This window comes from Rhizobium sp. 0TCS1.26 (assembly GCF_050455525.1).
Lineage (GTDB): Bacteria > Pseudomonadota > Alphaproteobacteria > Rhizobiales > Rhizobiaceae > Neorhizobium.
On record NZ_JBCIYV010000001.1, the window covers coordinates 846,039 to 872,754 of the forward strand.

The window sequence follows — 26,716 nt, forward strand, 5'->3', positions numbered from 1 at the left end:
CCGGCGCATCGTCATCCTCACGCGCCGGCGAAATCCACCAACGAGAGATCCACGGACCAGTCGTAGTTCCCGGGAATGATCTCCTCGGGCCGCGGCGGCGCGAAGGCATGCGGAAGAAGCGCGTGACAGATCTTTGACGTCTCGCCTGCCGCCAGCACCCGGTCCTCGCGCAGGAACGCCCGATACGCGACGGAGGTCTGCCCCTTGAGCCTGCCGAGGAGCGTGAACGACAGGCGCTTCACGGCGGCCCGGTCGTTACCGTTCTTCAACTCGATCAGGATGGGCATGCCCGGATCGCGGCATGCCTCGGCATCCAGCCTTGCACCGGCGATCACGGCGTCGGTCCGACCTCCCCGCTCGGCGTGCCCGAAGAACGTCGGAACGAAGACGATGGCCGCCACAAGGGCCGCGAGAGCTGCCAGTCCGGCGCCGATCCGGCGATCGATCAGAAACGCCAGGCCAATGACGAGGAAAGCGATGGCCGAAGTCCAAGCCATCAGGCGCCCCTCCGTCTCAAGAGAATTTTCATCCCCGGTAGATAGCGATCTTCGCGCGAAATGAAAGCGACGATGCCGGCAACCGCTTGCGACTGACGACACTTCGCCGTGCACAGCGTCGGCTCTCCCGATGCACGGGGGCAATGGTGCGAGCGCGAAGTCTAATGGATGCGAGCGCAGCCGGCCCTACCCCTCGCCCAGCACGTCGATCATCGCCCGCATGGCGCGCGTCACGTGCCGTTCGGAGTGGCGCAGAAGGAAGAACGGCCGGTTCGGCATCGGCAGGGCGGCGGCCCGCAGCCGCCCCTGCGCCACATGCGCCTCGACCGCGCGCGAAGACAGGACGGCAGCACTTTCGCCCGCTTCGACCGCGGCGATGACTGCCTCGTTGGACGGCAATTCCAGCACAACCTGCAACTCGTCCGGCTGCAGCCCGAGACGCCGGATCTCCGTCTCGAAGGCGGCCCGCGTGCCGGATCCGGGCTCTCGCTGGATCCAGCTGGTTTCCAGGCAATCAGCCGCAGACAATGAACGCCCGTCCGCCCAGGCATGACGCCCACCGACGACCAGGACCAGTTGGTCCTCACCGACCCTGGTGACCGTCAGCGCGTCCAGATCGACGTCACCCTCGACAACCGCCAGTTCCGCCCGGCCCGCCAGCACGGCTTCCGCAGCGCTATGGGTATTGCCGACCGTCAGCCCGAGATCCACCTGCGCATACTCTGCGTGGTAGCGCATCAATCGCTGCGGCAGCCAGTAGCTCGCCACCGTCTGGCTGGCGTGGATGCGCAGGCTTCCGCTGGCCGTGCCGGAGAGATCGGCAAGCAGGCGGGCGGCAACGGCCGCCTGATCGAGAAGCTTGCGCGCCTCCGGCAGGAAAAGCCGACCGGCCTCGGTCAGCTCGATTCCGCGCCCCACCCGGTTGAACAGTCGCACCGCATGGCGCGCCTCAAACGCTGCGATCGCCGCACTGACCGAGGACTGCGTCAGGTTCAGCACCTCGGCCGCCCGCGTCACATGCTGGCGCTCCGCCACTTCCAGGAAAATCCGCAGCTGTTCAAGGGTCATCGAATTTCGTTCGTCTAAAGCGATGGATCCGATCATACCAATCTGTTGGACCGCTGGAAATGCCTGCAGGAGAATAAGAGCGCTCCGTTACCGGCAGGATCAGCACACCATGCTCTCGCATATTGCTCAGACGAAACGTGTATTCCAGCCCTTCTCCGGACTGGCGGACGGCATCGCACCCGGTCTTCTGATTTGCGGCCTGATCGCCGGCGGCTGTCTTGTCTTCCGGACCCTCACCGGCTGGCAGGCTGTCAGCCCGCTGATCCTCGCCATCATCTGCGGCATGCTGGTCCGCAATCTCTCCGGCGTACCCAAAGCGGCCACAGCCGGCATCGGCTTTTCGCTGCGACGGCTGCTGCGGCTCGGTATCGTGCTGCTCGGGTTGCAGATCACCGCCAGCCAGGTTGTTGCGCTTGGCGCCCCCGGGCTCGTCACCGTCGTGGCGACGCTCGCCGCAACCTTCCTGGCGATCACCATGGTCGGACGGTGGCTGGGGGTCGACCGCCAGACCACCGGCCTGATCGCGGCCGGCACCTCCGTCTGCGGCGCCTCGGCAGTGATCGCCGCCAATGCCGCCATCCGCGGTCGCGAGGAAGATGTTGCCTATGCGGTGGCCTGCGTGACGATCTTCGGCTCGATCTCGATGCTCGTCTACCCGCTCCTCGCCGCCCCGCTCGGCCTCGACGCCATGGCCTATGGTGTGTGGACCGGTGCGACCGTGCACGAGGTGGCGCAGGTGGTCGCGGCGACATTCCAGGCGGGCCACGCGGCCGGCGAATTCGGCACCATCTCGAAATTGGCGCGCGTCGTGCTGCTGGCGCCGCTGGTGATGATCCTCGGCCTGACGGCGTTCCGCACCGCGCGCGGCGAGCATTCAGCCGGAGCAGCGCCCTTCCCGTGGTTCGTGCTCGGCTTCATCGCCATGGCCGCGCTCAACAGCGTCGTCGACATTCCGAAGGCTTTGGAGGGACTGGCCGCCCTCGCCAGCACGTTCCTGCTGGCGACCGGCCTTGCCGCGATGGGCCTGCAGACCGACATCCGCGCACTGAAGGCCAAGGGTCTGCGGCCGCTGGCGCTCGGCGCCTTCGGCTGGCTGTTCATCTCGGTGTTCGGCTATCTGATGGTGAGGCTGACGGGGCTTTGATCCCCGGCCGTCAGGTGTCCTTGGCCGCCGCTCTCAAGCCACGCAGAAACAGCCCCTCCAGATAATGGGCGGCCTGCTCGAAGCGCTCCTTGCCGGCATCGGCACCGAGTACCGCCCGCACCTGCACGTCGAAATCGGCGTAATGCTGGGTGGTCGACCAGATCGAGAAGATCAGGTGATGCGGATCGCAGGCGGCGATCTTGCCGGCCTCCGCCCAGCCGCGGATGATGCGCGCCTTCTCATCCACCAGTTCGCGCAGCGGCCCCTTCAGCTCGTCTTCGATATGCGGAGCGCCCTGCAGGATCTCGTTGGCGAACAGCCGGCTCTCCCGCGGAAAGTCGCGCGACATTTCCAGCTTGCGGCGGATGTAGGAGCGGATCTCGGCCTCCGGATCTCCGTCTGCGTCGAAGGCCCTCAGCGGCTCCAGCCAGGTGAACAGCATGCGGTCGAGAAGCGTCCGGTGGATCGCTTCCTTTGTGCGGAAGTAGTAGAGAAGGTTGGGCTTCGACATGCCGGCCGCCTCGGCGATCTGGTCGATGGTGGAGCCACGAAAACCATAGGCGGAGAACACCCCGAGCGCGGCTTCGAGGATCTTCTCCTCCTTCTCCTCCTGGATGCGCGTCCGCCGCTGGGTCTTTGCCGCTCTCGCCACCATGCCGACGCTTCCTCGGTGCACTGCGCGCCCAAATGGACGCAGATGCACAGTTTTTGATCCCGGATTTGAGCTGCCGGAATTCTGTTCATTTTTCCTGCCGCCGGACGCTTTTCGACTTGAGTGCGAGCCGGGACGTTGTAAGCTTTGTCCAACCGGTCAATTTATCGGCGACGCATTCGGCGAAGGCAAGTCCAAGGCAGCCCGACCCTCAAGAAGATGCGCGCCGGGCCGCAGGGAACAGCAGCCGGGCATCGCACCCCAACAGGCTGAGCAATCGAAGGAATGAGCGAATGGTGGCAGCACCAGGCGAGAACTTGCGCGTCAATGGCGATCGGCTGTGGGACAGCCTCATGGAGATGGCGAAGATCGGCCCCGGCATTGCTGGCGGCAACAATCGCCAGACCCTGACGGATGCCGATAGTGAAGGTCGCCACCTGTTCAAGCGCTGGTGCGACGAGGCGGGTCTGACGACCGGCGTCGACCAAATGGGCACGATGTTTGCCACCCGCCCCGGCACCGATCCCGACGCCCTGCCCATCTATGTCGGTAGTCACCTGGACACTCAGCCGACCGGCGGCAAGTATGATGGCGTGCTCGGCGTGCTGGCGGGCCTCGAGGTGATCCGGACGCTGAACGATCTCGGCATCCAGACAAAGCATCCGATCACCGTCACCAACTGGTCGAACGAGGAAGGCGCCCGCTTTGCACCGGCAATGCTGGCCTCTGGCGTGTTCGCCGGCATCCATACGCTCGACTACGCCTATGGCCGCAAGGACCCGGACGGCAAGACCTATGGCGACGAGTTGAAGCGCATCGGCTGGCTGGGCGACGAAGAGGTAGGCGCCCGAAAGATGCACGCCTATTTCGAATACCACATCGAGCAGGGACCGATCCTCGAGGCGCAGAACAGGCAGATCGGCGTGGTGACGCACTGCCAGGGCCTCTGGTGGCTGGAATTCACGCTGACCGGCCGCGAGGCGCATACCGGCTCGACGCCGATGACGATGCGGGTCAATGCCGGGCTTGCCTTTGGCCGCATTCTGGAAATGGTCCAGGCGGTGGCGATGGAAGAGCAGCCGGGTGCAGTGGCCGGCGTCGGCCAGGCCTTCTTCTCGCCGAACTCGCGCAACGTGCTGCCGGGCAAGGTCGTGTTCACCGTCGACATGCGCACGCCGAGCCAGGACAAGCTCGATCGCATGCGCGCCAAGATCGAGGCGGAAGCCCGGACCATCTGCGAAGCGCTCGGCGTCGGCTGCTCGGTGGAAGCGGTCGGCCATTTCGACCCGGTGACATTCGATCCGACGCTGGTGGAGCGCGTCCGCTCGGCCGCCGACAAGCTCGGCTACAGCCACATGGACATCATCTCCGGCGCCGGCCACGATGCCTGCTGGGCCGCCCGGCTTGCGCCTTCGACGATGATCTTCTGCCCCTGCGTCAACGGCGTCAGCCACAACGAGGCCGAGGAGATCTCCAGCGAATGGGCCGCTAACGGCTGCGACGTGCTGTTCCACGCAGTGCTGGAAACGGCGGAGATTGTGGGGTGAGCACTTCGGCTGTATGTTGGGCTGCATCCGGGCCGATGGAGCATCAGACATGTCCTCGTCAACCGACAACCTCGTACTTGAACATCTGCGCGCTATCAGAGGCAAGATGGACCGCCTCTCCGACGACATGTCGGAAGTCAAGGCGCGTCTTGGTGTCCTTGAATACCAGATTGGTGGCCTCACCTCTCAAAACGCCGGCTTCTCCAACCGCCTCGACAGATTGGACGACCGTCTCACGCGCATTGAAAAACGCCTCGAACTCGTCGAAGTTTGAGTTTCCGGCGGTAAGACGGCCCGGCCTTAGCCACATGGACGTCGTCTACAACGCCGGCCGCGATGCCTGTCGGTCAACAAAGCTCGCCCCTCCGATGATGTTTCGTCCACGTCGTGCTGGAGACGGCGGAGGTCGTCGAGCAATGCACCCCGCCACCCCTCACAACCCACGAATCGGGCGCGCAAGCGAACGCCGCGGCACGCGGTCCGCATTCGCGCTGTTCAACCTCGAAAAGGGACATCCTGTTCATGAGTAAAGTTGGCCGCCTGATCGACCATGTCGGAATATTCGTCGAGGACATCGCCGCGAGCAAACAGTTCTACAAGGCGGTGTTTGCCACCTTGGGGATGGAGATCGAGGATGATGGCGAGGATTTCTGGTGCGACGAATTCTACGTCTCGCCGAAGCGTAAAGCCCCCGTATCCTGCCTCCATATTGCCTTCCAAGCCGCCGACGAGGCGATGGTCCGGGCCTTCTGGGAAGCCGGACTTGCTGCAGGCGGGCGCGACAATGGTGCGCCCGGCCTTCGCCCCTATCATAGCCGGTATTACGGCGCTTTCCTGCTCGATCCCGACGGCAACAATGTCGAAGCGGTCTACCATGGTCCGTCCAGGCGCTCGGCAGAGGCGATCGATATCGAGAGGATTGCCTGACCGCATGCAAATCGCGTGGCCAGCGTCCAGACTTGGCCACGGCTGACGGATATGACGACACCAAGGGAGACCAGCATGACCACAGTCATCAAGAACGGCACCATCGTCACCGCCGACCTCACCTACAAGGCGGACGTCAGGATCGACGGCGGCAAGATCATCGAGATCGGCCCGAACCTGTCGGGCAACACGGTGCTGGACGCAACGGACTGTTACGTCATGCCGGGCGGCATCGATCCGCACGTGCATCTCGAAATGCCGTTCATGGGCACCTATTCCGCCGACGATTTCGAAAGCGGCACGCGCGCGGCGCTTTCCGGCGGCACCACCATGGTCGTCGATTTCTGTCTGCCCGATCCCGGCCAGTCGCTGCTCGATGCGCTGAAGCGCTGGGACAACAAGGCGACCCGCGCCACCTGCGACTATTCCTTCCACATCGCCGTCACCTGGTGGGGCGAGCAGGTCTTCAACGACATGAAGACCGTCGTTCAGGAGAAGGGCATCAACACCTTCAAGCACTTCATGGCCTACAAGGGCGCGCTGATGGTGAACGACGACGAGATGTTCGCCTCGTTCTCGCGCTGCGCCGAACTGGGGGCGCTGCCGCTTGTGCATGCGGAGAACGGCGACGTGGTCGCTGCGATGCAGGCCAAGCTCATGGACGAAGGCAATGACGGACCCGAGGCGCATGCCTATTCGCGGCCGGCTTCGGTCGAGGGCGAGGCGACCAATCGCGCCATCATCATCGCCGACATGGCCGGCAGCCCGCTCTACGTGGTCCACACCTCCTGCGAACAGGCGCATGAGGCGATCCGCCGGGCGCGGCAGAATGGCATGCGCGTCTGTGGCGAGCCGCTGATCCAGCACCTGACGCTCGACGAGAGCGAATATGCCAACCCCGACTGGGACCATGCCGCCCGACGGGTGATGTCGCCGCCGTTCCGCAACAAGCAGCACCAGGACAGTCTCTGGGCGGGGCTTGCCTCCGGCTCGCTGCAGGTGGTGGCGACTGACCATTGCGCCTTTACCACCGCGCAGAAGCGCACCGGGCTTGGTGATTTCCGCAAGATCCCGAACGGCACCGGCGGTCTGGAGGATCGCCTGCCGATGCTGTGGACCCACGGCGTTGTGACCGGCCGCCTCACCATGAACGAGTTTGTCGGGGTCACCTCGACCAATATTGCCAAGATCCTCAACCTCTATCCGCGGAAGGGCGCAATCCTTGTCGGCGCCGATGCCGATATCGTCGTCCTCGATCCGAACAAGTCGAAGACCATCACCGCCGGGACCCAGCAGTCGGCGATCGACTACAACGTCTTCGAGGGCAAGCAGGTAACCGGCCTGCCGCGCTACACATTGACGAGAGGCGTCGTGGCGATCGAGGACGGCATGGTGAAGACGCGCGAGGGCCATGGGGCATTCGTCGCCCGCGAGCCCTACCCGGCTGTGTCGCGGGCGCTGTCGACCTGGAAGGAATTGACGGCTCCCCGCAAGGTGGAGCGATCCGGCATCCCGGCGAGTGGAGTGTGATCAATTCGATGATGGGAGTGCTTGGACCCGCCCCCTCTGCCTTGCCGGGCATCTCCCCCACATTGGAGGAGATCGGGTTGCCGCGGAGCGTCCAATCTCGCCCCTTGAGGGGGAGATGTCACGAAGTAACAGAGGGGGGCATCTTGCCTTGGAGACGGGCCATGACGCATTTTGAAGTTGCTACGGCCAATCGAAAGAATGCCAAGCGCATGAGGCGAGCGCTGACAGACGCAGAGCTGAAGCTCGGGAACGAGCTTCGAGCCCATCGACTGATGGGTCTGAGCTTCCGCCGGCAGATGCCAGTCGCCGGCTATATCGTCGATTTTGCATGCCCGTCGCACAGACTGGTTGTCGAGGTCGATGGCTCGCAACATGGCAATGACGCCGATCAGGAATATGACCGCTCTCGAACGGAGCAGCTGGAGTCCGTCGGCTGGAAGGTCTTGCGGGTCTGGAATGACGTAGTCCTGAACAATATCGACGAAGTTTGCTCAGGCATCATCCGCACGATCGGCGTGGAATACTTCGATGCGAAGTGACCGTGGCTCACCCCCCTCTGCCCTGCCGGGCATCTCCCCCTCAAGGGGGGAGATTGGCTGGAGCCTCCCATCAGATCTTCACCAACCCGTCCAGCTCCGGCAGCAGCACGACGCTTTCCTGCTCGTTCGGATCGGTGCGAGCGATGATCGCGGTCGCCGGCTCGTCGGACGAATTGGCCGGCAGGTGCGGCACGCCGGCCGGAATGTAGAACAGCTCGCCGGCGCTGACCACGACGTGGTTTTCCAGCCGCTCGCCGTACCAGGTGTCGGCCTTGCCCGACAGCATGTAGATCGCCGTCTCGTGGTTCTCGTGCAGATGGGCCTTCGCCCGCGCGCCCGGCGGGATCGTCAGGATGTGCATGCAGATGCCCTTGGCGCCCACCGTTTCGGCCGCGATGCCGGCAAAATAGCTCAGCCCCTGCTTTCCGTCATAGGTGGCGCCCGGCTTCACCAGCCGGCAGGTGGGCTTTGCTGATGTGTCCATGGAAACCATCCTCCCTCGACCCGACCCGCACCCGCCGTGATGGCAAGGGCGGCCAGCCCCTCAACCCGATGATAGCAGAAAACATGGCCCCTCAAATGCCCAACCTTTGCCAGCCCGGAGCCCGGCCATGACCGCCGCCTCCGTCGTCTCCGCCCGTGGCCTCGGGCTGACCTTCGAGACCGGCGACGGTTCGGTGCATGCGCTGTCAGACGTCGACCTCGATATCCGCAAGGGCGATTTCGTGTCGTTCATCGGTCCGTCCGGCTGCGGCAAGACCACGTTCCTGCGGGTCATCGCCGATCTCGAGAAACACACCGCCGGATCGATAGAGATCAACGGCATGACACCGGAACAGGCACGACTTGCGCGCGCCTATGGCTACGTCTTCCAGGCGCCGGCGCTTTATCCGTGGCGGACAATCGACAAGAACATCGCGCTGCCGCTGGAGATCATGGGCTACAGCGCCGCCGAACAGAAACAGCGCGTCGAGCGGACGCTGGAGCTCGTCAACCTCGGAGGGTTCGGAAAGAAGTTTCCCTGGCAGCTGTCGGGCGGAATGCAGCAGCGGGCATCCATTGCCCGCGCGCTCGGCTTCGACGCCGACCTGCTGTTGATGGACGAGCCGTTCGGCGCACTCGACGAGATCGTCCGCGATCATCTGAACGAACAACTGCTGAAGCTCTGGGCAGCGACGAACAAGACCATCTGCTTCGTCACCCACTCGATCCCGGAGGCGGTCTACCTGTCGACAAAAATCGTCGTCATGAGCCCGCGCCCCGGCCGTGTCATCGACGTCATCGAGTCGACGCTGCCGCGCGACCGCCCGCTCGACATCCGCGAGACACCGGAATTTTTACAGATCGCCCACCGTGTGCGCCAGGGTCTGAAGGCGGGGCACAGCTATGAGGAGTAGTGTTCCGACACGGAAAGCGCAGCGGCCGCAGCGTTCGGCGACGACGGTCAGGCTCTCGACTGCGGAGCCGGCCCCATGATCCGAACCCCGTCTCTCTTCCGCGACCGGGTCCTGCCGGTGCTCACCGTGATCGCCGTCATCCTCGTCGTCTGGCACGTCTTCGTCGTCTACCTGAACGCACCCTTTGTGAGAGACCAGGCGGCGCGCGCAGGCGAGACCGTCACGCTCGGTCAGATCGTCGAGCGCACCTTTGCCCAGGATCGCCCGGTCCTGCCCGCCCCGCACCAGATCGTCGTCGAGCTGTGGGATACGACCGTCAACAAGGCCGTCACCTCCAAGCGTAGCCTCGTCTACCATGCCTGGATCACCCTGTCGGCGACGCTGGCCGGCTTTGCCATGGGCACCGTGCTCGGCATCGTGCTCGCCGTCGGCATCGTCCACAACCGGGCGATGGACCGCTCGCTGATGCCCTGGGTGATCGCCAGCCAGACCATCCCCATCCTTGCCATCGCGCCGATGATCATCGTCGTGCTGAACTCGGTCGGCATTTCCGGCCTGATGCCGAAGGCGCTGATCTCCACCTATCTCTCGTTCTTCCCCATCGTCGTCGGCATGGTGAAGGGCCTGCGCAGCCCCGACACGCTGCTGATCGACCTGATGCACACCTACGGCGCCAGTCCGAGCCAGACCTTCTGGAAACTGCGCTGGCCGGCCTCGATGCCCTACCTGTTCACCTCGCTGAAAGTTGCGATCGCCATCTCGCTGGTCGGCGCCATCGTCGGCGAACTGCCGACCGGTGCGGTTGCCGGCCTCGGCGCGCGGCTGCTGTCGGGCTCCTATTACGGCCAGACGATCCAGATCTGGGCAGCGCTGTTCATGGCGGCCGGCCTTGCCGCCCTGCTGGTCGCGATCGTCGGACTTGCACATGCCCGGGTGCTGAAGCGCATGGGGGCAAAGCCATGAGCGCCTACCTCGTATTTGCCGTGCTGTTCTGGATCTGCGCCTGGGGACTCAACGAATACCTGGTGCGGCTGAAGCCGGCGAGCGCTTCAATCTCACGGCTGATCGGCATTGCCGTGCCGCTGATCTTCGGCGCCACGCTGCTGGTCATCTGGGAATGTCTCGTGCGCGGGCTGAACATCCCGCCCATCCTGCTGCCGGCACCGTCGGCGATCTGGGTCCGGCTGACCAACTCGCTGCCGATCCTCTGGGCGGATTTCCAGCAGACCTTCCTCAAATCGGTGATCACCGGCTACATCGCCGGCTGCGGGCTGGGCTTCCTCGTCGCCATCCTCATCGACCGCTCGCCCTTCCTGCAGAAGGGCCTGCTGCCGATCGGCAATTTCGTCGCCGCCCTTCCCGTCGTCGGCGTCGCACCGATCATGGTCATGTGGTTCGGCTTCGACTGGCCCTCCAAGGTCGCCGTCGTCGTCATCATGACCTTCTTCCCGATGCTGGTGAACACCGTTCAGGGGCTTTCGGCGGCCAGCCACATGGAGCGCGACCTGATGCGCACCTATGCGGCCGGCTGGTGGCCGACGCTCATCAAGCTGCGGCTGCCGGCGGCCTCGCCTTTCATCTTCAACGCGCTCAAGATCAACTCGACGCTGGCTTTGATCGGCGCCATCGTTGCAGAATTCTTCGGCACCCCGATCGTCGGCATGGGGTTCCGGATTTCCACGGAAGTGGGACGCAGCAATGTCGACATGGTCTGGGCCGAGATCGCGGTTGCCGCACTCGCCGGCTCGATCTTCTACGGATTGGTGGCACTCGCAGAACGCGCGGTCACCTTCTGGCATCCTTCCGTCCGCGGTGGACGGAGGTAACGATAAAAAAGGGAACGAAATCATGACAATCCAGATCGCATCGCTGATACTGGCGGCCGCCGTGTCGCTGACCGCAATGCAGGCTGCCGCCGCCGACAAGGTGACGCTGCAGCTGAAATGGGTGACGCAGGCGCAGTTCGCCGGCTACTACGTCGCCAAGGAAAAGGGTTTCTACGAGGCCGAAGGCCTCGACGTCGAGATCAAGCCGGGCGGCCCCGACATCGCACCGCCGCAGGTTCTGGCCGGCGGCGGCGCCGACGTCATCGTCGACTGGATGCCCTCTGCGCTCGCGACACGCGAAAAGGGCGTTCCGCTCGTCAACATCGCCCAGCCGTTCAAGTCGTCCGGCATGATGCTGACCTGCCTCAAGGAGACCGGCATCACCAAGCCGGCCGACTTCAAGGGCAAGACGCTCGGCGTCTGGTTCTTCGGCAACGAGTATCCGTTCCTCTCGTGGATGGCGACGCTCGGCATCAAGACCGACGGTTCGGCCGATGGCGTGAAGGTGCTGAAACAGGGCTTCAACGTCGATCCGCTGCTGCAGAAGCAGGCCGCCTGCATCTCGACGATGACCTATAACGAGTACTGGCAGGTCATCGACGCCGGCATCAAGCCCGACCAGTTGGTGACCTTCAAGTACGAGGACGAAGGCGTGGCGACCCTGGAAGACGGTCTCTACGTGCTGGAAGACAAGTTGAAGGATCCGGCCTTCAAGGAGAAGATGGTCAAGTTCGTCCGCGCTTCGATGAAGGGCTGGAAATATGCCGAGAGCAATGCCGACGAGGCAGCCGGGATCGTTCTCGAAAACGATGCCTCCGGCGCCCAGACCGAAGTTCACCAGAAGCGCATGATGGGCGAAGTGGCGAAGCTCACCGCCGGCTCCAACGGCGCGCTGGATGAGGCCGACTACAAGCGCACGGTCAAGACGCTGCTTGGCGGCGGCTCGGATCCGGTGATCTCCAAGGAGCCGACCGGCGCCTACACCATGGACATCACTAACGCCGCGCTGAAGTAACGAACAAGAAGGACGCGCTATCCGAAGCGCGTCCTTCTTTACCTTCTTGGCAGCAATCCACCGCCATAACAGTGCCGGGATTGATCGGCATTGATTGCACCGCTACACGTCATCACGTTTTGTTGTGTAACGACCTTGCGGGCACGAATGCGCGTAACCAGTTACAGATGAAATTGCCGGGAGTGGGCGGAGGACGACGAAGTGCAGCGGCAGCCGCTTTTGCTTCGTTACATCGGCAACGGTTCGAATGAACCTGCCGGGCCTTATCCGAGCGCATCCCGCAGATGACGATTGCCTGCGTTTTGCTTTATCCGGATCGGACGTGCCCATGGTTTCCCGACTGCCTTCTCTCGCCACCGCCCTGATTGCGCTTGCAGCGACGACGGTCTCGCCGTTGCCGGGCCTGGCGCAGGACCAGCAGCCGGCAGCAGGTCAGGAAGGCCAGCGCACGGAAAGCCGGCTTCCTTCGATCGTCGTGACGGAGGTCGTCACCCGGCCGATGACCGACAGCGTCGTTGCGAGCGGCACCGTCCGCCCGGTCCAGGAAATCTTCGTGCAGCCGCTCGTCGAGGGCCTGTCGATCAAGTCGCTGAACGTCGATGTGGGCGACCGCGTCAAGGCTGGCGACGTGATGGCGGAGCTCAACAACGATGCGCTGCTGCTGGAGAAGAGCCAGCTGGAGGCAAACCGCGCCAAGGCGGAAGCAGGTCTTGCCCAGTACAAGGCACAGGTGATCGAGGCGCAGGCGAATGCCGATGATGCGGTTCGCCAGCGTGACCGGTCGGTCAATCTCAGCAGGAACGGCACCGTTTCGACCTCGCAGGTCGAGCAGCAGACGGCCTCGGCCGAAGCCGCGCTTGCCCGGCTGAACGCGTCCAAGCAGGCGGTCGCCGTCGGCGAGGCCGACATCAAGGTCGTCGACGCGCAGATCAAGGATCTCGACCTGAAGCTTGAGCGGACCGAGGTCAAGGCACCCGTCGACGGCGTCGTATCGGTGCGTGATGCCAAGGTCGGCGCGATTGCCGCCGGCAGCGGCACGCCGCTGTTCACGATGATCCGCGATGGCGCGGTGGAACTGGTCGCCGACGTCTCGGAAAGCAATATCCGGCGCATCCGCCAGGGCATGCCCGCCCGCATCACATTCGCCGGTGCCCGCGACACGCTGCCCGGCACCGTCCGTCTTGTCTCTCCGGTCATCGATCCGGCGACCCGTCTCGGCTCGGTGCACATCGTCGTCGACGCCAACAGCGGCGCACGCTCCGGCATGTACGGCAATGCCAGGATCATCATCGAGGAAACCACATCGCTGACGCTGCCCCAGTCGGCGGTGACCACGGAACGCACCGGCGCGATTGCCCGGAGGGTCGATGATAACGTCGTCAAGCAGGTGTCAATCGAGACCGGCATCCAGGACCAGGGCTACGTGCAGATTCTCAAGGGGCTAGAAGCCGGGGATCTGGTCGTTGCCAAGGCCGGCGCCTTCGTGCGTGATGGCGACCGCATCTCTCCCGTGCCTGCCGAACCCGTAGCCGCCAATTGAAGGGCTCAGATCGATGAACTTCTCCGCCTGGTCGATACGCAATCCGATCGCGCCGCTACTGGCCTTCGCGCTGCTGCTGTTCATGGGCATCCAGTCCTTCAACAAGCTGCCGATCACCCGCTTCCCGAACATCGACGTGCCGGTGGTGTCGATCATCGTCGCGCAGAGCGGTGCCTCGCCCTCTGAGCTCGAGATGCAGGTGACGAAGGAGATCGAAGACGCGGTCGCCTCGATCAGCGGCGTCGACGAGATCACCTCCACCGTCAGCGACGGCCAGTCGCAGACCGTCGTCCTGTTCCGCATCGAAAAGCCGACCGACGAAGCCGTTCAGGACACCAAGGACGCCATCGACCGGATTCGCGGCGACCTGCCGGCGGCCGTCGAGGAGCCGATCGTATCGAAGGTCGATGTCGAAGGCCAGGCGATCCAGACATTTGCCGTATCGTCTGCCGACATGACGCTCGAAGAACTGTCGTGGTTCGTCGATGACACCATCAAGCGCGCCCTGCAGGGCCAGCCCGGCATCGGCCGGATCGACCGCTACGGCGGTGCCGACCGCGAGATCCGCGTCTCGCTCGATCCGGACAAGCTGAATTCCTACGGCATCAGCGCGCCGGACGTGAATGCTCAGCTGCGCTCGACCAACGTCGACCTCGGCTCCGGCCGCGGACAGGTGGCCGGCAACGAGCAGACGATCCGCACGCTCGGCGATTCCCGCCGGGTCTCCGATCTCGCCGACACCACCATCGCGCTGTCGAGCGGCCGCTTCGTCAAGCTGTCGGAGCTCGGCACCATCACCGACACCTATGAGGAGCCAAAATCCTTCTCGCGGTTCAACGGCGAGCCGACGGTGACGTTTGCGGTCTTCCGCTCCAAGGGCTCGAGCGAAGTCTCGGTCGCCGAGACGGTCGAAACCGAGCTCGCGACGATCCGCGAAGGCCATCCGAACGTCAACATCCAGATGGTCGACGATTCCGTCTACTTCACCTACGGCAACTACGAGGCGGCGATCCACACGCTGATCGAGGGCGCCATCCTCGCCGTCATCGTCGTCATGCTGTTCCTGCGCAACTGGCGCGCCACGCTGATTTCCGCCGTCGCCCTGCCGCTGTCGGCAATCCCGACCTTCTGGGTCATGGACATCATGGGGTTCTCGCTCAACCTCGTGAGCTTCCTCGCCCTGACGCTGGCGACCGGCATTCTCGTCGACGACGCGATCGTCGAGGTGGAGAATATTGCCCGCCACATCAAAATGGGCAAATCACCGTACAAGGCGGCGCTGGATGCCGCCGATGAGATCGGGCTGGCGGTCATCGCCACCAGCTTTACCATCATCGCGGTCTTCGTGCCGGTCTCGTTCATGCCCGGCATCCCCGGCCAGTACTTCATCCAGTTCGGCCTGACCGTCGCCTTCTCGGTATTCTTCTCGCTGCTTGTGGCACGTCTCATCACGCCGCTGATGGCGGCCTACCTGATGCGCGCCGAAGACGCGATGGACGATCACCACGACAATGACGGCTGGCTGATGAAGGCCTATACGCGCCTGGTCACCGGCACCACCAGACGCTGGTACATGCGCTATGCGACGCTTGCCGGCGCCATCGTCTTCCTGATCGGCTCCATCATGCTGCTCATGCAGGTGCCCGGCAGCTTCCTGCCGCCGGAAGATTCCTCGCGCATCGTGCTGGCGGTGGAACTGCCGCCGAACGCCACGCTGGACGAGACCGCCGCCACCTCGACGAAGATCTACGACACGATCAAGGGGCTCGACGGCGTTGAAAGCGTCTTCGTCCTGGGCGGTGCCTCGCCGAAGGGCGATCTGGAACTGCGCCTCGCAACCGTGCGCGTCATTCTCGGCACGCTCGACCATTCGCTGGTCCGGACCCTGGTCAACAAGGGGCTCGGCTCCCTGCCCCTCATCGGCGAGCATCTTCCGAAGCTTCCGACCGAAGGCCGCGTGCGGCCCCAGTGGGAGATCGAGAAGGAGCTGTTCGCCAAGGTTCGTTCGATACCCGATGTGCGCATCACCAAGCTCAACGACCGGGGCGAGCGCGAACTGTCGTTCAACTTCCTCGCCAGCAACAATGACGAGCTGAACGACGCCGTCGCCAGACTGGAAAGCCGCCTGCGCGCCTCGCCGATCCTGGCGAACGTCTCTTCGGAAGGTTCGCTGCCGCGTCCCGAGCTGCAGATCCGTCCGCGCAAGGACGAGGCTGCCCGTCTCGGCATCACGCCGCAGCAGATTTCCGAGACGGTGCGCGTCGCGACCATCGGCGATGTCCATGCCGCGCTGCCGAAGATTGCCCTCGACAGCCGCCTGATCCCCATCCGCGTCCAGGCCTCTCTCGATCTGCGCCGCGACCTGCAGGCCATCCGTGCGCTGAGGGTCAAGACGGCAAGCGGCGCCACCGTGCCGCTGTCGAGCGTCGCGGATGTCGACTATTCGGAAGGCCCAAGCTCGATCAAGCGCAACTCGCGCAACCGCGTCGTGTCCATCGGCTCCGACGTTCCCCAAGGGACGGCGCTGGATACGGCGACCGACGAGTTCCGCCGCATCGTTACCGAAACCAACCTGCCGCCGTCCGTGCGCCTCGCCGAAAGTGGCGATGCGAAGATCCAGGGCGAGATGGTCCAGGGTTTTGCCAACGCCATGCTGCTCGGCCTGCTGCTGGTGCTGGTGGTGCTGATCCTGCTGTTCAAGGACGTCATCCAGCCCTTCACCATCCTGTTCTCGCTGCCGCTTGCCATCGGCGGCGTCGCCGTCGGTCTGATCGTCACCAACAACGCCCTGTCGATGCCCGTGCTGATCGGCATTCTGATGCTGATGGGCATCGTCACCAAGAACGCCATTCTGCTGGTCGATTTCGCCATCGAGATGCGCCGCCATGGACTGGAACGGGTGCATGCCATGGTCGAAGCCGGCCGCAAGCGTGCCCGGCCGATCATCATGACATCGATCGCCATGTCAGCCGGCATGCTGCCTTCGGCTCTCGGCGTCGGCGAAGGCGGCTCGTTCCGCGCGCCGATGGCGATCGCCGTTATCGGCGGCATCATCGTCTCGACGGTGCTGAGCCTGGTGGTCGTGCCGGCCTTCTTCCTGATCATGGACGACCTGTCTCGCCTGCTCAGTCGTATCTTCAGCCGCTTCGTCGGCAAGAAGGAGATCGAGGAGCCCGTGCTGTCCAGCGAGGAGCTGAGCCGCAACGCCCGCGACAGCGAACGGCAGATCGCCGCGCTGCAGGAACGGCTGAAGCAGGTCGAGGGACAGGCGGCGAACGATCACGACGATCGCGGCACGCGGTCTGGCGGCAACAACGTTCTGCGCCTGCCGCCGCTGGCGGCGGAATAGGCCAGGGCTCGACCAGAACCAGACCGGCTTGATCTTGGTCAAGCCGGTCTGGTGTCCCGCATGCTACGCCATGTGCCAAAGACGGTTTGGGCGCCGTGGAGCATGAGGGACGCGGAGACGATGGCCGAAGGTCGGGCGAAGATACACAGTCGCGAGCGTAATCTGCTCGCCGCCAGTCCGCTGCTGCAGTCAGTATCGCCGCAGGCAGCCGCCCATCTCATCGACACGGCTCTGTTTACCACCCTGCCCGCCCGTTCGACCCTCTATGACGAAGGCGAAAGAGCCCGCGACTTCTATTGCGTGCTCTACGGCTATGTCAGACTGTTTCGCACCGGCCGCGACGGTCGTCAGGCGGACCTGCGCATCTGCGGCCCCGGCGACGTGTTCGCCGAATGTCTGATCCACGGCGGCGAGCGATACCGCACCTCTGCGGAAGTCGCCGAAACCGCAACCATCGCCAGCTTCGGGATCGCCGACGTCCGCCGGCTTGCCGACCGGGACGCGACGGTGTCGAGCGCGATCAGTGCGCTTCTGTCGTCGCACCTGCTGACGATCATGGACTGCATGGCCAATGATCGTCTCTACACGGCGCCGCAACGGGTCGCCGACTACCTGCTGGCCTGCTGCCCAAGCGACGACGGCGCCGCCTCCATCCGCCTGCCCTACCAGAAGAGCCTGATTGCCGGCCTGTTGGGCCTGGCGCCGGAAGCCCTGTCGCGGGCCTTCGCCAGCCTGAAGGCGAACGGCGTTACCGTTCGCGGCCGGATCGTGCAGATCGGCGACGTCGAGGCTCTCCGCAAGATCTGAGGCGCCGGATCCTTACGCGGCGGACAGCCCGCCCTGGGTCTCGAGAAAACGGACGATATGGTCGACGCCTTCGCCGCGCTTCAGATCGGTGAAGATGAACGGCTTGTTGTCGCGCATGCGCGCCGCATCGCGGTCCATCACGTCGAGATCGGCACCCACATAGGGTGCCAGGTCCTTCTTGTTGATGACCAGCATGTCAGAGCGGGTGATGCCGGGACCGCCCTTGCGCGGGATCTCCTCGCCCTGGCAGGTCGAGATGACGTAGATGGTGATATCGGCAAGATCCGGCGAGAAGGTCGCGGCAAGATTGTCACCGCCCGACTCGATGAAGATCAGGTCGAGATCGGGAAAACGCTCGTTCAGCCCGGCAATCGCCTGCAGGTTGATCGTCGCATCCTCGCGGATCGCGGTGTGCGGGCAACCGCCGGTTTCCACGCCGACGATGCGGTCCGAGGAGAGAGCCTGCATCCGCACCAACGCCTCGGCATCCTCCTTGGTATAGATGTCGTTAGTGACGACGGCCACCGAATAGTCTTGGCGCATCGCCTTGCACAGCTTTTCCGTCAGCGCCGTCTTGCCCGAGCCGACCGGTCCGCCGATGCCGACGCGCAGAGGTCCGTTTGCCGATTTCATGCTGCATGCCTTTCGTTCTGGTCGCGCCAGACTACCCGTCTCGCTGCGCCGCACAAGCCGGCATCGCCGGCAATCCGCAGTTCAGGAACGAAACAGCCGCGAATGCTGCGTCTCATGCCGCATCGAAGCGATATCCGCCTGAATGGTCGATGTCCCCAGATCGTCGAGCGTAGAGGCAGCGGCCAGTTCGGCAACAGCCGAAACGCGCGCCTCCAGATCTGCAAGGATCTTCACGCCCTTCTGCTGGCCGCAGACACCGAGACGGATGCCAGCCGAGATCCCTTGAGAGAGCGCCGCATGCAGGAACGCGGCGAGCGCCTGCTCGGTCGACACGCCATGAGCGGAGGCGACCGCACCGACGGCCACCGGATAGGGACAATCGCGCGGCAGGCGCTCGAAGACTGCATGCGGCCAGGCGGCGGCGGCCGACAAAAAGGCGCGGCCAAGCGACAGCGTTTCCAGATGCCGTTCTGCCGATCCGGCCAGCGCCAGACCAAGTTCCGACAGTTCCGCAAGCTGGCGCCCGTCATCTGCGGCGCGCGCGGCAGTGGCCAGCAGCACCGCATCGTTCCACAGTGTTCCCGCCTCCAGCGTCGCCGAAAGCCAGCCGCGCAATCCCTCGGCATCCGTCACCAGCCGGTCATGCACCGCACGCTCCAGGCCGCTGGAATAGGCGAACCCGCCGACCGGAAAGGCCGGCGACAGCCATGTCATCAGCCGCAGCAGTGACTGCGTTTCGCCCGGTGAGCTCACCGCTGCTCAATCATGTTTGTGATGGGCGTGGTCATGCCCCGAATGGTCATGTCCGGAATGGTCATGGCCCGCGTGATCGTGTGCCGCGTGGCCATGGTCGTGGCTGCTATGCGAATGATAGGCGCCGCGGGCCGGCTGGAATGGTTCCTCGACGTCGAGCACCGTAGCGCCGAGCCCCTGCAGCATGGAGCGGATTACGTGGTCGCGCAGGATGACGATCCGGTCGTCCTCGATCTGTGCCGGAAGATGCCGGTTGCCCAGGTGCCAGGCGAGTTCGATCAAGTGCAGCGTGTCGCGGGCCCGCACCTCGAACAGCTTTTCCGCCGCCGCCTTCACCTCCACCGTCTCGCCATTGTCGAGCACCAGCCGGTCGCCGTCGTGGAACAGCACCGCCTCCTTGAGGTCGAGCATCACCATGTCGCCGTTCGACAGATGCAGGAGCTTGCGGCGCAGATGGCGAAGGTCGTGGGGAAGCGTCACGGTGTCGATGGGCGGATCGGAAATCTCGCCGGCCGGGCGATAGCTGTGGACATGCTGCATGGGAACCATTCCTGTGATGATGCCCGCATCATTGCCAAGCACGCCGGTCATGACAAGCGGCGAATGAAGAAGCTGTGCAAAAACAGAGGCAGCGAAAGGCGGCCCAGCCTCTATTGGTGCAAATCAAGCGACCAGGCGAGCAACGGCGGCAGCGGCGTCCACCAGCCCGTACGGATGCCGGCCGTGCGCAGCATCGCACCGGTCCACGTGTTGCAGCCGAGCAGAGCGTTGAAGCCGCCATTGGCCTCGAAGAATGCATCGTATTCTCCGTAGGCCGCATCCGCCACGCGCTGCAGTCGCCCGTCCTTCCGGGCAAAGCTGTTGCCGATGGCAGCCAGCAGCCGGCGGTACCCCTCCTCCGTCACTTCCAGCCGGCGCACGGTCGGATCTTCGGGCGAGATCTCGCCGGCGAGATCCACATGCATGACCGAGCTGTCGATCGTCATCGCCTTGAACAGCGGCACGGGCTTGAGCTCGCCCCAGGTCGGCGTCTCGATGTAGAAGGCACGCCCGCCCCAGCCGATGATCAGATAGGCAGCACCCGGATGGTCGATCTCAAATCCGAGCGGTCCGAGGTCGGCAAGCTCCCGGCGCAGATCGTCGTCGAGCCGCAGTGCCAGATCCGTGTGGATGGGGTTGGAGAGAACCAGCACCTCGCGGGTGGCCGGACCCTCATTGGCGGAGGTTGAAAAGAGAGGACGTGGCACGAGCGTGCCGAGGATGGCAGCGAGCAACGGGATCGCAACGAGCACCAGCAGTCGGCAGAAGATCTTCGTCATGGGGCCGACGTAGACCTCGCAATGCCTAAATGCAACCAAACCTCCGGGACGCTTCAGTCACGGATCTCAAGCCGGCGCTCGATCTGCTGAACCTTGTCTCCGAGACGGTCCAGACGCAGGCCCATCTCCGCCACGCCTGCAGCGTCCGCCCCATGATCCCGGCGCAGGCTCGCCAATCCGATCTCGATCCGCGTCAGACGATGACCATGCTCCGACAGGGTGTCGCGCACGCCACGCAGGTCCGCACGAACAGCCAGCACATGTTCAAGGACAAGAGTGTTGATGTCTTCAGCCATGGCGTTACCCTGAGCGTCAGAGCCCAAGTCTACAACAAATGCCGGCGCCGACAATCAGGCAACAGAAGGAATAAGAGACCTGCACGCCTCAGTCTCTGCTTTCTCGCCCATGCCATACCCGCACCACGATCAGAGTATCCCGCGGCTCTTCCAGTCTGTAGCGAAGAACTTATGCGCTATTGCCGAAGGGGATGAAGAGCTGCCGGTCTCCGGTGCGTTCTCGCATCAGTGCGCCAATGTGGGGATTTTGCTGAAGGCGGTCGATAGCATTGTCGATGGCCAACATTGCCTTCCGCGCTGCTGAGGAATTCTGCCTCGCCAGAAAGCTGTAAAGCCGGTCGATATCCTGATCAGCTTCGGGCAGAAAGCGTATCTTCACGCTGATCTTGCCTTGCGCCCCGCTTCATCGGCAAGCGCTCGCAATTTGGCCTGCATATCCTCACCAGAAATGCATTTGCCGGTCTCCAGATATCTCGCCCATCGGCGATCATCCTCGGCAAACTCGGCCTCCTGGCGCTCCACATCCTCCGCATGAAGCCGCAAAACGCCTTCAGCCAGTTCAGACACGGTCGAGCCTTCGCGTTCCGCTATGGCAGCGAGACGCTTTTTCAAATCACCATCGATGCTGACAGTCTCTTTGATGCTCATGGCGACATCCTATCACAGACCATCAGCCTGCCAAAGGGGCGCTCAGAACAGGAAATACCGCTGCGCCATCGGTAGCACCGTCGCCGGTTCGCAGGTCAGAAGCTCGCCGTCGGCGCGCACCTCGTAGGTTTCCGGATCGACCTCGATATGCGGCGTCAGGTCGTTGAGGATCATCGACTTCTTGGAGATGCCGCCGCGCGTGTTCTTCACCGCCACCAGCTGCTTGGCGACGCCGAGGCGCCCGGCAAGCCCTGCATCGAGCGACGCCTGGCTGACGAACGTCACGGACGAATTGGTGCGGGCCTTGCCGAAGGCGCCGAACATCGGCCGGTAATGCACCGGCTGCGGCGTCGGGATCGAAGCGTTCGGATCGCCCATCGGTGCCGCGGCGATCGTGCCGCCGAGCAGCACCATGTCCGGCTTGACGCCGAAGAAGGCCGGGTTCCACATGACGAGGTCGGCGCGCTTGCCCACTTCCACCGAGCCGATCTCGTGGGAAAGGCCATGCGCGATGGCCGGGTTGATCGTGTATTTGGCGATATAGCGGCGGACGCGGAAATTGTCGTTCTCGCCGGTTTCCTGTGCCAGGCGCCCACGCTGGCGCTTCATCTTGTCGGCCGTCTGCCAAGTGCGGATCGCCACCTCGCCGACGCGGCCCATGGCCTGGCTGTCGGAGGAGATGATAGAGAAGGCGCCGATATCGTGCAGAATGTCCTCGGCCGCGATGGTTTCCTTGCGGATGCGGCTTTCGGCAAAGGCGATGTCTTCCGGGATCGACGGCGACAGGTGGTGGCAGACCATCAGCATGTCGAGATGTTCGGCCAGCGTATTGATCGTGTAGGGCCTCGTCGGATTTGTCGACGACGGAATGACGTTCATCTGGCCGCAGATCTTGATGATATCCGGCGCGTGGCCGCCGCCAGCCCCTTCCGTGTGGAAGGCATGGATCGTGCGTCCCCTGATGGCGCCGATCGTGTCTTCGACGAAACCGCTTTCGTTCAGCGTATCGGTGTGGATCATCACCTGCACATCGTATTCGTCGGCCACCGTCAGGCAGCAGTCGATGGCGCCGGGCGTCGTGCCCCAATCCTCGTGCAGCTTCAGCGAGGTGGCACCGCCGAGCACCATCTCCTCGAGCGCGCCCGGAAGCGAGGCGTTGCCCTTGCCGGCGAAGGCAAGGTTCATCGGGAAGGCATCGGCGGCCTCGATCATCCGCGCCAGGTGCCAGGGCCCCGGCGTGCAGGTGGTGGCGAGCGTGCCGTGGGCAGGTCCGGTGCCGCCGCCCAGCATGCAGGTGAGGCCCGACATCAGCGCCTCCTCGATCTGCTGCGGGCAGATGAAATGGATGTGCGCATCCATGCCGCCGGCGGTGATGATCTTGCCTTCGGCGGCGATCGCCTCGGTGCCCGGGCCGACGATGATGCTGACGCCCGGCTGGGTGTCCGGATTGCCGGCCTTGCCGATCGCGACGATCCGCCCGTCTTTCAGGCCGATATCGGCCTTGATGATGCCGGTATGGTCGACGATCACCGCATTGGTGATGACGGTATCAACGGCACCGTCGGCGCGCGTTACCTGGCTCTGGCCCATGCCGTCGCGAATGACCTTGCCGCCGCCAAACTTCACCTCTTCGCCATAGGTGGTGAAATCCTTCTCCACCTCGATGAACAGTTCGGTATCGGCAAGCCGCACCTTGTCGCCGACCGTTGGTCCGAACATCGAGGCATAGGCGGCGCGGGACATCTTGTAGGGCATGGCGATCAGGCTCCTTGGGAGACGGAGAATGCAATGTGCGGCGGCCGTCGCCCGAGGGCGCGGAGCGTAGGACGGGTTACGGCCGTGGAAAGAAACACCGCGGCCGCATCAGGCAATGGCAGACGTCGGCTATTCGACGCCTTCGGCAAGTTCCTTCAACTCGGTCGTCCGGTTGCGGGTGACGCGCGCCAGACAGCCGAGGATGACCGCCTGGTAGAGACTGCCACCCCAGACGCTGTAGCCCGTCGCATCGCATTGCGCGTCGCGATAGGTGATCCAGGCCCGCTGCGCCTTGGTCAGGTCATCGACTGCGCCCCTGTTCGGCGCATCGATGTCGGCATCCCAGCCAGCAAGAACCTCCTTCGTCCTCGCCCACTGCTCGTTCAGCGCCTTGTCTGCCTCCTGGTATTCGAGGTCGGCGCACTGGTTGATGTCGGCCTGCGTCACCGCATCCTCGCAGTCGACCGAGGGGCGATCCTCGGCGGAGGACGGACCGTCGATGAGCAGCACGCAGCCGCACAGGATCAGCATTCCAAGTCCGGTCTTCATCATCCGCGTCCCCATCCCGACATCCCCTTCACAGTCTGCCCATCACCTTCTGGCGGAAGCCGTAGACCTCGCGCTTGCCCGACAACGGGATCAGCGTCACCTCGCGCGTCTGGCCCGGCTCGAAGCGCACGGCAGTGCCGGCCGGGATATCCAGCCGCATCCCCCGCGTCATGTCGCGCTCGAAGGACAGGCCCGCGTTCGTCTCGAAGAAATGATAGTGGCTGCCCACCTGCACCGGCCGGTCGCCGGTGTTGGAGACTTTCACCGTCACCGTCGGCGCCCCGCTGTTGAGTTCGATCTCGCCGTCGGCGGCAATGATTTCTCCGGGTATCATGGCGAACTCCCTGTTGCTGCTAGGCGGCCTTGATCGGCGCACAGCCTTCTCTCAGAACCCGCCGCGTGGAAGCTGGATTGGCGATCAGCTTGGCCGCCGGGCGGACGGGGCGGCGCACGAATTCTCCGCCGCAGTTCGGGCAGACACCGGAGAGGACGTCGGTCACACAATCGGCGCAGAACGTGCACTCGAAGGTGCAGATCATCGCCTCCCGGCTTTCCGGCGGAAGGTCCTTGTCGCAGCACTCGCAGTTGGGGCGTAAGTCCAGTATGGCTCGTTCCTCACCTTATCGGTTCGTGGACGGTGACGAGCTTGGTGCCGTCCGGGAACGTTGCCTCGACCTGGATGTCGTGGATCATCTCGGCGATACCCTCCATCACCTGGTCGCGGCTGATGACGTGCGCGCCGGCTTCCATCAGGTCCGCCACCGCGCGTCCGTCGCGCGCGCCCTCGACAACGAAATCGGTGATCAGCGCGATGGCTTCCGGATGGTTCAGCTTGACGCCGCGCTCCAGCCTGCGACGGGCAACCATCGCCGCCATCGAGATCAGGAGCTTGTCTTTTTCGCGTGGGCTGAGGTTCATGTGTTCCCCGAATTCTGATGCTCAGATGTTCCAGACTTTCGGCACTGGCGCGCCATTTCGCAAGAGCGAAATGACCGGAACAAGAATTTTCCTGAGCGCGAAGCCGTCGGTCGCGGCGATCCGCACAACGAGCTTGTCCTGCCAGTGGCTGGCGCCGCAGTAGCCGTCATCGAGCAATCCACGCAGCCGCGGCAAAACAGCCTCCGCCTGGGGACCGGAATAGAAGACGGTGGCGAAGGCGACGCGCCCGGAAAGCACCGCCGGCCGGCTTGCGATCTCGGAGATCGGCCCTTCCATCCGGACCTCTTCCGCATGGATGAGTTTCCCGGCCCGACGGATCCGCCAGCGGTCACGGAACAGGCCCTGCCTGGCTGCCTCGCCCATCGCGGTTCGCCCGAGGATGACCGCCTCGACGGCCAGGAACTCGGCATCGTGTGCCAGATCGACGGAAAGTTCGCGGGTCAGCGATGCGCGGTCGAAGAGAATGCTTTCCTGCGGCAGCCAGCAGACGCGCGATCCCTCGCCCGCCGAAATGCGACCGGTGAGCCGCGCCGTATCGGCGGCGGCCTTGTAGATCTTCTCGTTGGCCTGGGTGGTGACGGTGACATCGGTGCCGGCGCCTGCCTGCAGCTCCCAATCGATGCGGTCGCCGCCGGTGAGCCCGCCGGAACTGTTGATGAGGATCGCTTCGAGCGAGGCGTCGAAGGTTTCAGGTAGGCGGATCTTGGCGCAGCCGTCCTGAAACAGCTCGGCGAGCCGCGAACGGCCCGCCGACTGCTTGGTTACAAGGCGCCCTTTGCCCCGAGCCCGCTGCGGCGCTGGTCGGTCGGCTGGCTGATGGTGCTGCTGCACGTGGTCCCCTCGACTGTGTCGGTCACCGAAGCGCCTTCGCCGCAGACCGAGGCATTGACCTTGGTGGCCGGCGGAGCGGCCGTGGCGACGAGATCGGTCGCATCGGCTTTGCGGAAGAAGTCCCACATCCGCGGCGCCGGATCAACATTCGGGTTGAAGCCCGGCTTCTTCGCCGTCGAAACCTTCATCACGCCGGCAGCCTTGCCGTCCGATGCCGCGGCGATGACCGCTGCCTTCGAGTTCGGCCTCGGCCAGTCGTGGCTGCCATTGGCAAATTCGTAAGTGGCGATGCGAACGCCGCTGTGGCAGGTGTCGTAGAGGCCGAAGGTCACGCCGTCGGCCGTCTCGGCCGTGCCGTTGCCCTTGCAGCCGTCGAGCTGTGTCCAGCGCTGCAACGCCGTCTTGAAGCCATACTGCCAGTAGGGCTTGCCGCCGCCGGCATAGGGGTTGGCCTCGTCCTTGATGCCGGCAAATGCCATGATCGAGACCGGCTTGGCGGGCGTGCAGGTCGACGGATCCGGAGCCCACTTGCCGTCGCGGCTCTCGACCGGAACGCCGACGCGCAGCGAGTTGACGAAGCCGGCCGCGGCGAAATCTGACGCCCCGGAGCAGAGATAGGCCGACAGCATGCGTCCGCCGCCCGAATAGCCGGAAGCGAAGATGCGAGCCGGATCGACGCAATAGTCCTGCTTCACCTTCTCGACCGCGGCGCGAAGGAATGCGACCTCATCCTGTCCGCCTTCGCGCGACGTCACGCCCGGAACGTTCCAGGCGAAGGTGCCGGGCATGCTGCCGTCGAGGCTGCCCTGCGGGGCAAAGACGATAAAGCCTTCGCGCTCCGCCACCTTGTCCCAGGAACTGCGGCGCATCTGGCCGCGCGGAAAGCTGTTGGAGCCGTGCAGGTCGAAGACGACCGCCATCTTCTTCGCACCGTCGTAGGAAGGCGGGATATAGGAAACACCGTGGCGAACCTGGTCGCCGACAGTCAGACTGACATCGTGATAACCGCTATCGAGCGCCGTGCCGCAACCGGCCGCCTGGGCGACCGCAGCCGCACCAAGAAATACCGCGCCAGTCGCCGTCAGACGGACAAGCGCGTGGAAGAAGGAAATGCCAAGCCGCATCAATCGCCTCTCGGGAAAGGAACATCATGTC

The 26,716-nt window shown here is 64.2% G+C and carries 31 protein-coding genes; 13 read left to right on the forward strand and 18 right to left on the reverse strand.

Features of this window, described 5'->3' with window-relative positions; translation table 11 throughout:
* Nucleotides 1-17 precede the first annotated feature (17 nt).
* The gene (locus tag AAIH46_RS04130; RefSeq protein ID WP_430304330.1) at nucleotides 18-497 is read right to left on the reverse strand and encodes a hypothetical protein; all 480 of its coding nucleotides are present in this window, start codon (nucleotides 495-497) and stop codon (nucleotides 18-20) included.
* Between the two features lie 186 nt (nucleotides 498-683).
* Nucleotides 684-1,565, reverse strand: a complete 882-nt coding sequence (locus AAIH46_RS04135) for a LysR substrate-binding domain-containing protein (protein WP_430304331.1) — start codon at nucleotides 1,563-1,565, stop codon at nucleotides 684-686.
* 109 nt (nucleotides 1,566-1,674) lie between these two features.
* Here AAIH46_RS04135 and AAIH46_RS04140 point away from each other — a divergent pair, with 109 nt between their 5' ends.
* Entirely contained in the window at nucleotides 1,675-2,709 is a 1,035-nt protein-coding gene (locus AAIH46_RS04140) for a YeiH family protein (RefSeq protein ID WP_430304333.1), read from the forward strand.
* 10 nt (nucleotides 2,710-2,719) lie between these two features.
* Here AAIH46_RS04140 and AAIH46_RS04145 read toward each other — a convergent pair whose 3' ends face one another.
* Complete coding sequence (locus tag AAIH46_RS04145; RefSeq protein WP_430304335.1) at nucleotides 2,720-3,364, reverse strand: TetR family transcriptional regulator C-terminal domain-containing protein; 645 nt, start codon at nucleotides 3,362-3,364, stop codon at nucleotides 2,720-2,722.
* Nucleotides 3,365-3,654: 290 nt separating this feature from the next.
* Here AAIH46_RS04145 and AAIH46_RS04150 point away from each other — a divergent pair, with 290 nt between their 5' ends.
* From AAIH46_RS04150 to AAIH46_RS04170, 5 genes are all read left to right on the forward strand, one after another.
* A complete protein-coding gene (locus AAIH46_RS04150; RefSeq protein ID WP_430304336.1) occupies nucleotides 3,655-4,908 on the forward strand; it encodes a Zn-dependent hydrolase in 1,254 nt (417 codons plus the stop codon).
* A 49-nt stretch (nucleotides 4,909-4,957) separates the two neighbouring features.
* Nucleotides 4,958-5,182: a hypothetical protein gene (locus tag AAIH46_RS04155; protein ID WP_430304337.1), complete on the forward strand. Its 225-nt coding sequence runs from the start codon at nucleotides 4,958-4,960 to the stop codon at nucleotides 5,180-5,182.
* A gap of 248 nt (nucleotides 5,183-5,430) precedes the next feature.
* Nucleotides 5,431-5,835 carry a VOC family protein gene (locus AAIH46_RS04160; RefSeq protein WP_430304338.1) on the forward strand — a complete coding sequence of 135 codons (405 nt, stop codon included), beginning with the start codon at nucleotides 5,431-5,433 and terminating at the stop codon, nucleotides 5,833-5,835.
* A 75-nt stretch (nucleotides 5,836-5,910) separates the two neighbouring features.
* Complete coding sequence (gene hydA / locus AAIH46_RS04165) at nucleotides 5,911-7,365, forward strand: dihydropyrimidinase (RefSeq protein WP_430304339.1); 1,455 nt, start codon at nucleotides 5,911-5,913, stop codon at nucleotides 7,363-7,365.
* Nucleotides 7,366-7,526: 161 nt separating this feature from the next.
* Nucleotides 7,527-7,904 (forward strand): endonuclease domain-containing protein, encoded by a 378-nt coding sequence (locus tag AAIH46_RS04170; protein ID WP_430304340.1) that lies wholly within the window; start codon nucleotides 7,527-7,529, stop codon nucleotides 7,902-7,904.
* Nucleotides 7,905-7,974: 70 nt separating this feature from the next.
* Here the strand turns inward: AAIH46_RS04170 and AAIH46_RS04175 are convergent, their stop codons facing one another.
* Nucleotides 7,975-8,388: a cupin domain-containing protein gene (locus AAIH46_RS04175; RefSeq protein ID WP_430304341.1), complete on the reverse strand. Its 414-nt coding sequence runs from the start codon at nucleotides 8,386-8,388 to the stop codon at nucleotides 7,975-7,977.
* 127 nt (nucleotides 8,389-8,515) lie between these two features.
* Here AAIH46_RS04175 and AAIH46_RS04180 point away from each other — a divergent pair, with 127 nt between their 5' ends.
* From AAIH46_RS04180 to AAIH46_RS04210, 7 genes are all read left to right on the forward strand, one after another.
* Nucleotides 8,516-9,301 (forward strand): ABC transporter ATP-binding protein, encoded by a 786-nt coding sequence (locus AAIH46_RS04180; protein ID WP_430304343.1) that lies wholly within the window; start codon nucleotides 8,516-8,518, stop codon nucleotides 9,299-9,301.
* Between the two features lie 75 nt (nucleotides 9,302-9,376).
* Nucleotides 9,377-10,264: an ABC transporter permease gene (locus AAIH46_RS04185; RefSeq protein ID WP_430304344.1), complete on the forward strand. Its 888-nt coding sequence runs from the start codon at nucleotides 9,377-9,379 to the stop codon at nucleotides 10,262-10,264.
* The gene (locus AAIH46_RS04190; protein ID WP_430304345.1) at nucleotides 10,261-11,127 is read left to right on the forward strand and encodes an ABC transporter permease; all 867 of its coding nucleotides are present in this window, start codon (nucleotides 10,261-10,263) and stop codon (nucleotides 11,125-11,127) included. The genes AAIH46_RS04185 and AAIH46_RS04190 overlap by 4 nt, the downstream gene beginning before the upstream one ends.
* Nucleotides 11,128-11,149: 22 nt before the next feature.
* Entirely contained in the window at nucleotides 11,150-12,142 is a 993-nt protein-coding gene (locus AAIH46_RS04195) for an ABC transporter substrate-binding protein (protein WP_430304346.1), read from the forward strand.
* Nucleotides 12,143-12,470: 328 nt separating this feature from the next.
* Nucleotides 12,471-13,682, forward strand: a complete 1,212-nt coding sequence (locus tag AAIH46_RS04200) for an efflux RND transporter periplasmic adaptor subunit (RefSeq protein ID WP_430304347.1) — start codon at nucleotides 12,471-12,473, stop codon at nucleotides 13,680-13,682.
* A gap of 13 nt (nucleotides 13,683-13,695) precedes the next feature.
* A complete protein-coding gene (locus AAIH46_RS04205) occupies nucleotides 13,696-17,031 on the forward strand; it encodes an efflux RND transporter permease subunit (protein WP_430304348.1) in 3,336 nt (1,111 codons plus the stop codon).
* 102 nt (nucleotides 17,032-17,133) lie between these two features.
* The gene (locus tag AAIH46_RS04210) at nucleotides 17,134-17,838 is read left to right on the forward strand and encodes a Crp/Fnr family transcriptional regulator (RefSeq protein ID WP_430304349.1); all 705 of its coding nucleotides are present in this window, start codon (nucleotides 17,134-17,136) and stop codon (nucleotides 17,836-17,838) included.
* A 12-nt stretch (nucleotides 17,839-17,850) separates the two neighbouring features.
* On the opposite strand, the gene ureG is transcribed toward AAIH46_RS04210, so the two are convergent.
* The 14 genes from ureG to AAIH46_RS04280 all read right to left on the reverse strand — a co-directional run bounded on the left by ureG (nucleotide 17,851) and on the right by AAIH46_RS04280 (nucleotide 26,685).
* Entirely contained in the window at nucleotides 17,851-18,471 is a 621-nt protein-coding gene (ureG, locus tag AAIH46_RS04215) for an urease accessory protein UreG (RefSeq protein WP_430304350.1), read from the reverse strand.
* An 81-nt stretch (nucleotides 18,472-18,552) separates the two neighbouring features.
* Nucleotides 18,553-19,224: an urease accessory protein UreF gene (locus AAIH46_RS04220; protein WP_430304351.1), complete on the reverse strand. Its 672-nt coding sequence runs from the start codon at nucleotides 19,222-19,224 to the stop codon at nucleotides 18,553-18,555.
* A 6-nt stretch (nucleotides 19,225-19,230) separates the two neighbouring features.
* Nucleotides 19,231-19,764, reverse strand: coding sequence for an urease accessory protein UreE (gene ureE / locus AAIH46_RS04225; protein ID WP_430304352.1), 534 nt, complete (start codon nucleotides 19,762-19,764; stop codon nucleotides 19,231-19,233).
* A 110-nt stretch (nucleotides 19,765-19,874) separates the two neighbouring features.
* Entirely contained in the window at nucleotides 19,875-20,543 is a 669-nt protein-coding gene (locus tag AAIH46_RS04230; RefSeq protein ID WP_430304354.1) for a TIGR02117 family protein, read from the reverse strand.
* A gap of 53 nt (nucleotides 20,544-20,596) precedes the next feature.
* Nucleotides 20,597-20,839, reverse strand: coding sequence for a hypothetical protein (locus AAIH46_RS04235; RefSeq protein ID WP_430304355.1), 243 nt, complete (start codon nucleotides 20,837-20,839; stop codon nucleotides 20,597-20,599).
* A gap of 169 nt (nucleotides 20,840-21,008) precedes the next feature.
* Complete coding sequence (locus AAIH46_RS04240) at nucleotides 21,009-21,218, reverse strand: type II toxin-antitoxin system RelE/ParE family toxin (RefSeq protein WP_430304356.1); 210 nt, start codon at nucleotides 21,216-21,218, stop codon at nucleotides 21,009-21,011.
* Nucleotides 21,215-21,487 carry a hypothetical protein gene (locus AAIH46_RS04245; protein ID WP_430304357.1) on the reverse strand — a complete coding sequence of 91 codons (273 nt, stop codon included), beginning with the start codon at nucleotides 21,485-21,487 and terminating at the stop codon, nucleotides 21,215-21,217. The genes AAIH46_RS04240 and AAIH46_RS04245 overlap by 4 nt, the downstream gene beginning before the upstream one ends.
* 42 nt (nucleotides 21,488-21,529) lie before the next feature.
* Nucleotides 21,530-23,242, reverse strand: coding sequence for an urease subunit alpha (gene ureC / locus AAIH46_RS04250; RefSeq protein WP_430304358.1), 1,713 nt, complete (start codon nucleotides 23,240-23,242; stop codon nucleotides 21,530-21,532).
* Between the two features lie 129 nt (nucleotides 23,243-23,371).
* Entirely contained in the window at nucleotides 23,372-23,794 is a 423-nt protein-coding gene (locus tag AAIH46_RS04255; protein WP_430304359.1) for a lysozyme inhibitor LprI family protein, read from the reverse strand.
* Between the two features lie 25 nt (nucleotides 23,795-23,819).
* Nucleotides 23,820-24,125, reverse strand: coding sequence for an urease subunit beta (locus AAIH46_RS04260; protein WP_430304360.1), 306 nt, complete (start codon nucleotides 24,123-24,125; stop codon nucleotides 23,820-23,822).
* A 19-nt stretch (nucleotides 24,126-24,144) separates the two neighbouring features.
* Nucleotides 24,145-24,396 (reverse strand): DUF1272 domain-containing protein, encoded by a 252-nt coding sequence (locus tag AAIH46_RS04265; RefSeq protein WP_430304996.1) that lies wholly within the window; start codon nucleotides 24,394-24,396, stop codon nucleotides 24,145-24,147.
* 10 nt (nucleotides 24,397-24,406) lie between these two features.
* A complete protein-coding gene (locus tag AAIH46_RS04270; RefSeq protein WP_430304361.1) occupies nucleotides 24,407-24,709 on the reverse strand; it encodes an urease subunit gamma in 303 nt (100 codons plus the stop codon).
* 21 nt (nucleotides 24,710-24,730) lie between these two features.
* Nucleotides 24,731-25,561 carry an urease accessory protein UreD gene (locus AAIH46_RS04275; protein WP_430304362.1) on the reverse strand — a complete coding sequence of 277 codons (831 nt, stop codon included), beginning with the start codon at nucleotides 25,559-25,561 and terminating at the stop codon, nucleotides 24,731-24,733.
* Nucleotides 25,492-26,685, reverse strand: a complete 1,194-nt coding sequence (locus AAIH46_RS04280) for an alpha/beta hydrolase family esterase (protein ID WP_430304363.1) — start codon at nucleotides 26,683-26,685, stop codon at nucleotides 25,492-25,494. Before AAIH46_RS04280 ends, AAIH46_RS04275 begins: the two co-directional genes overlap by 70 nt.
* Nucleotides 26,686-26,716: the final 31 nt, after the last annotated feature.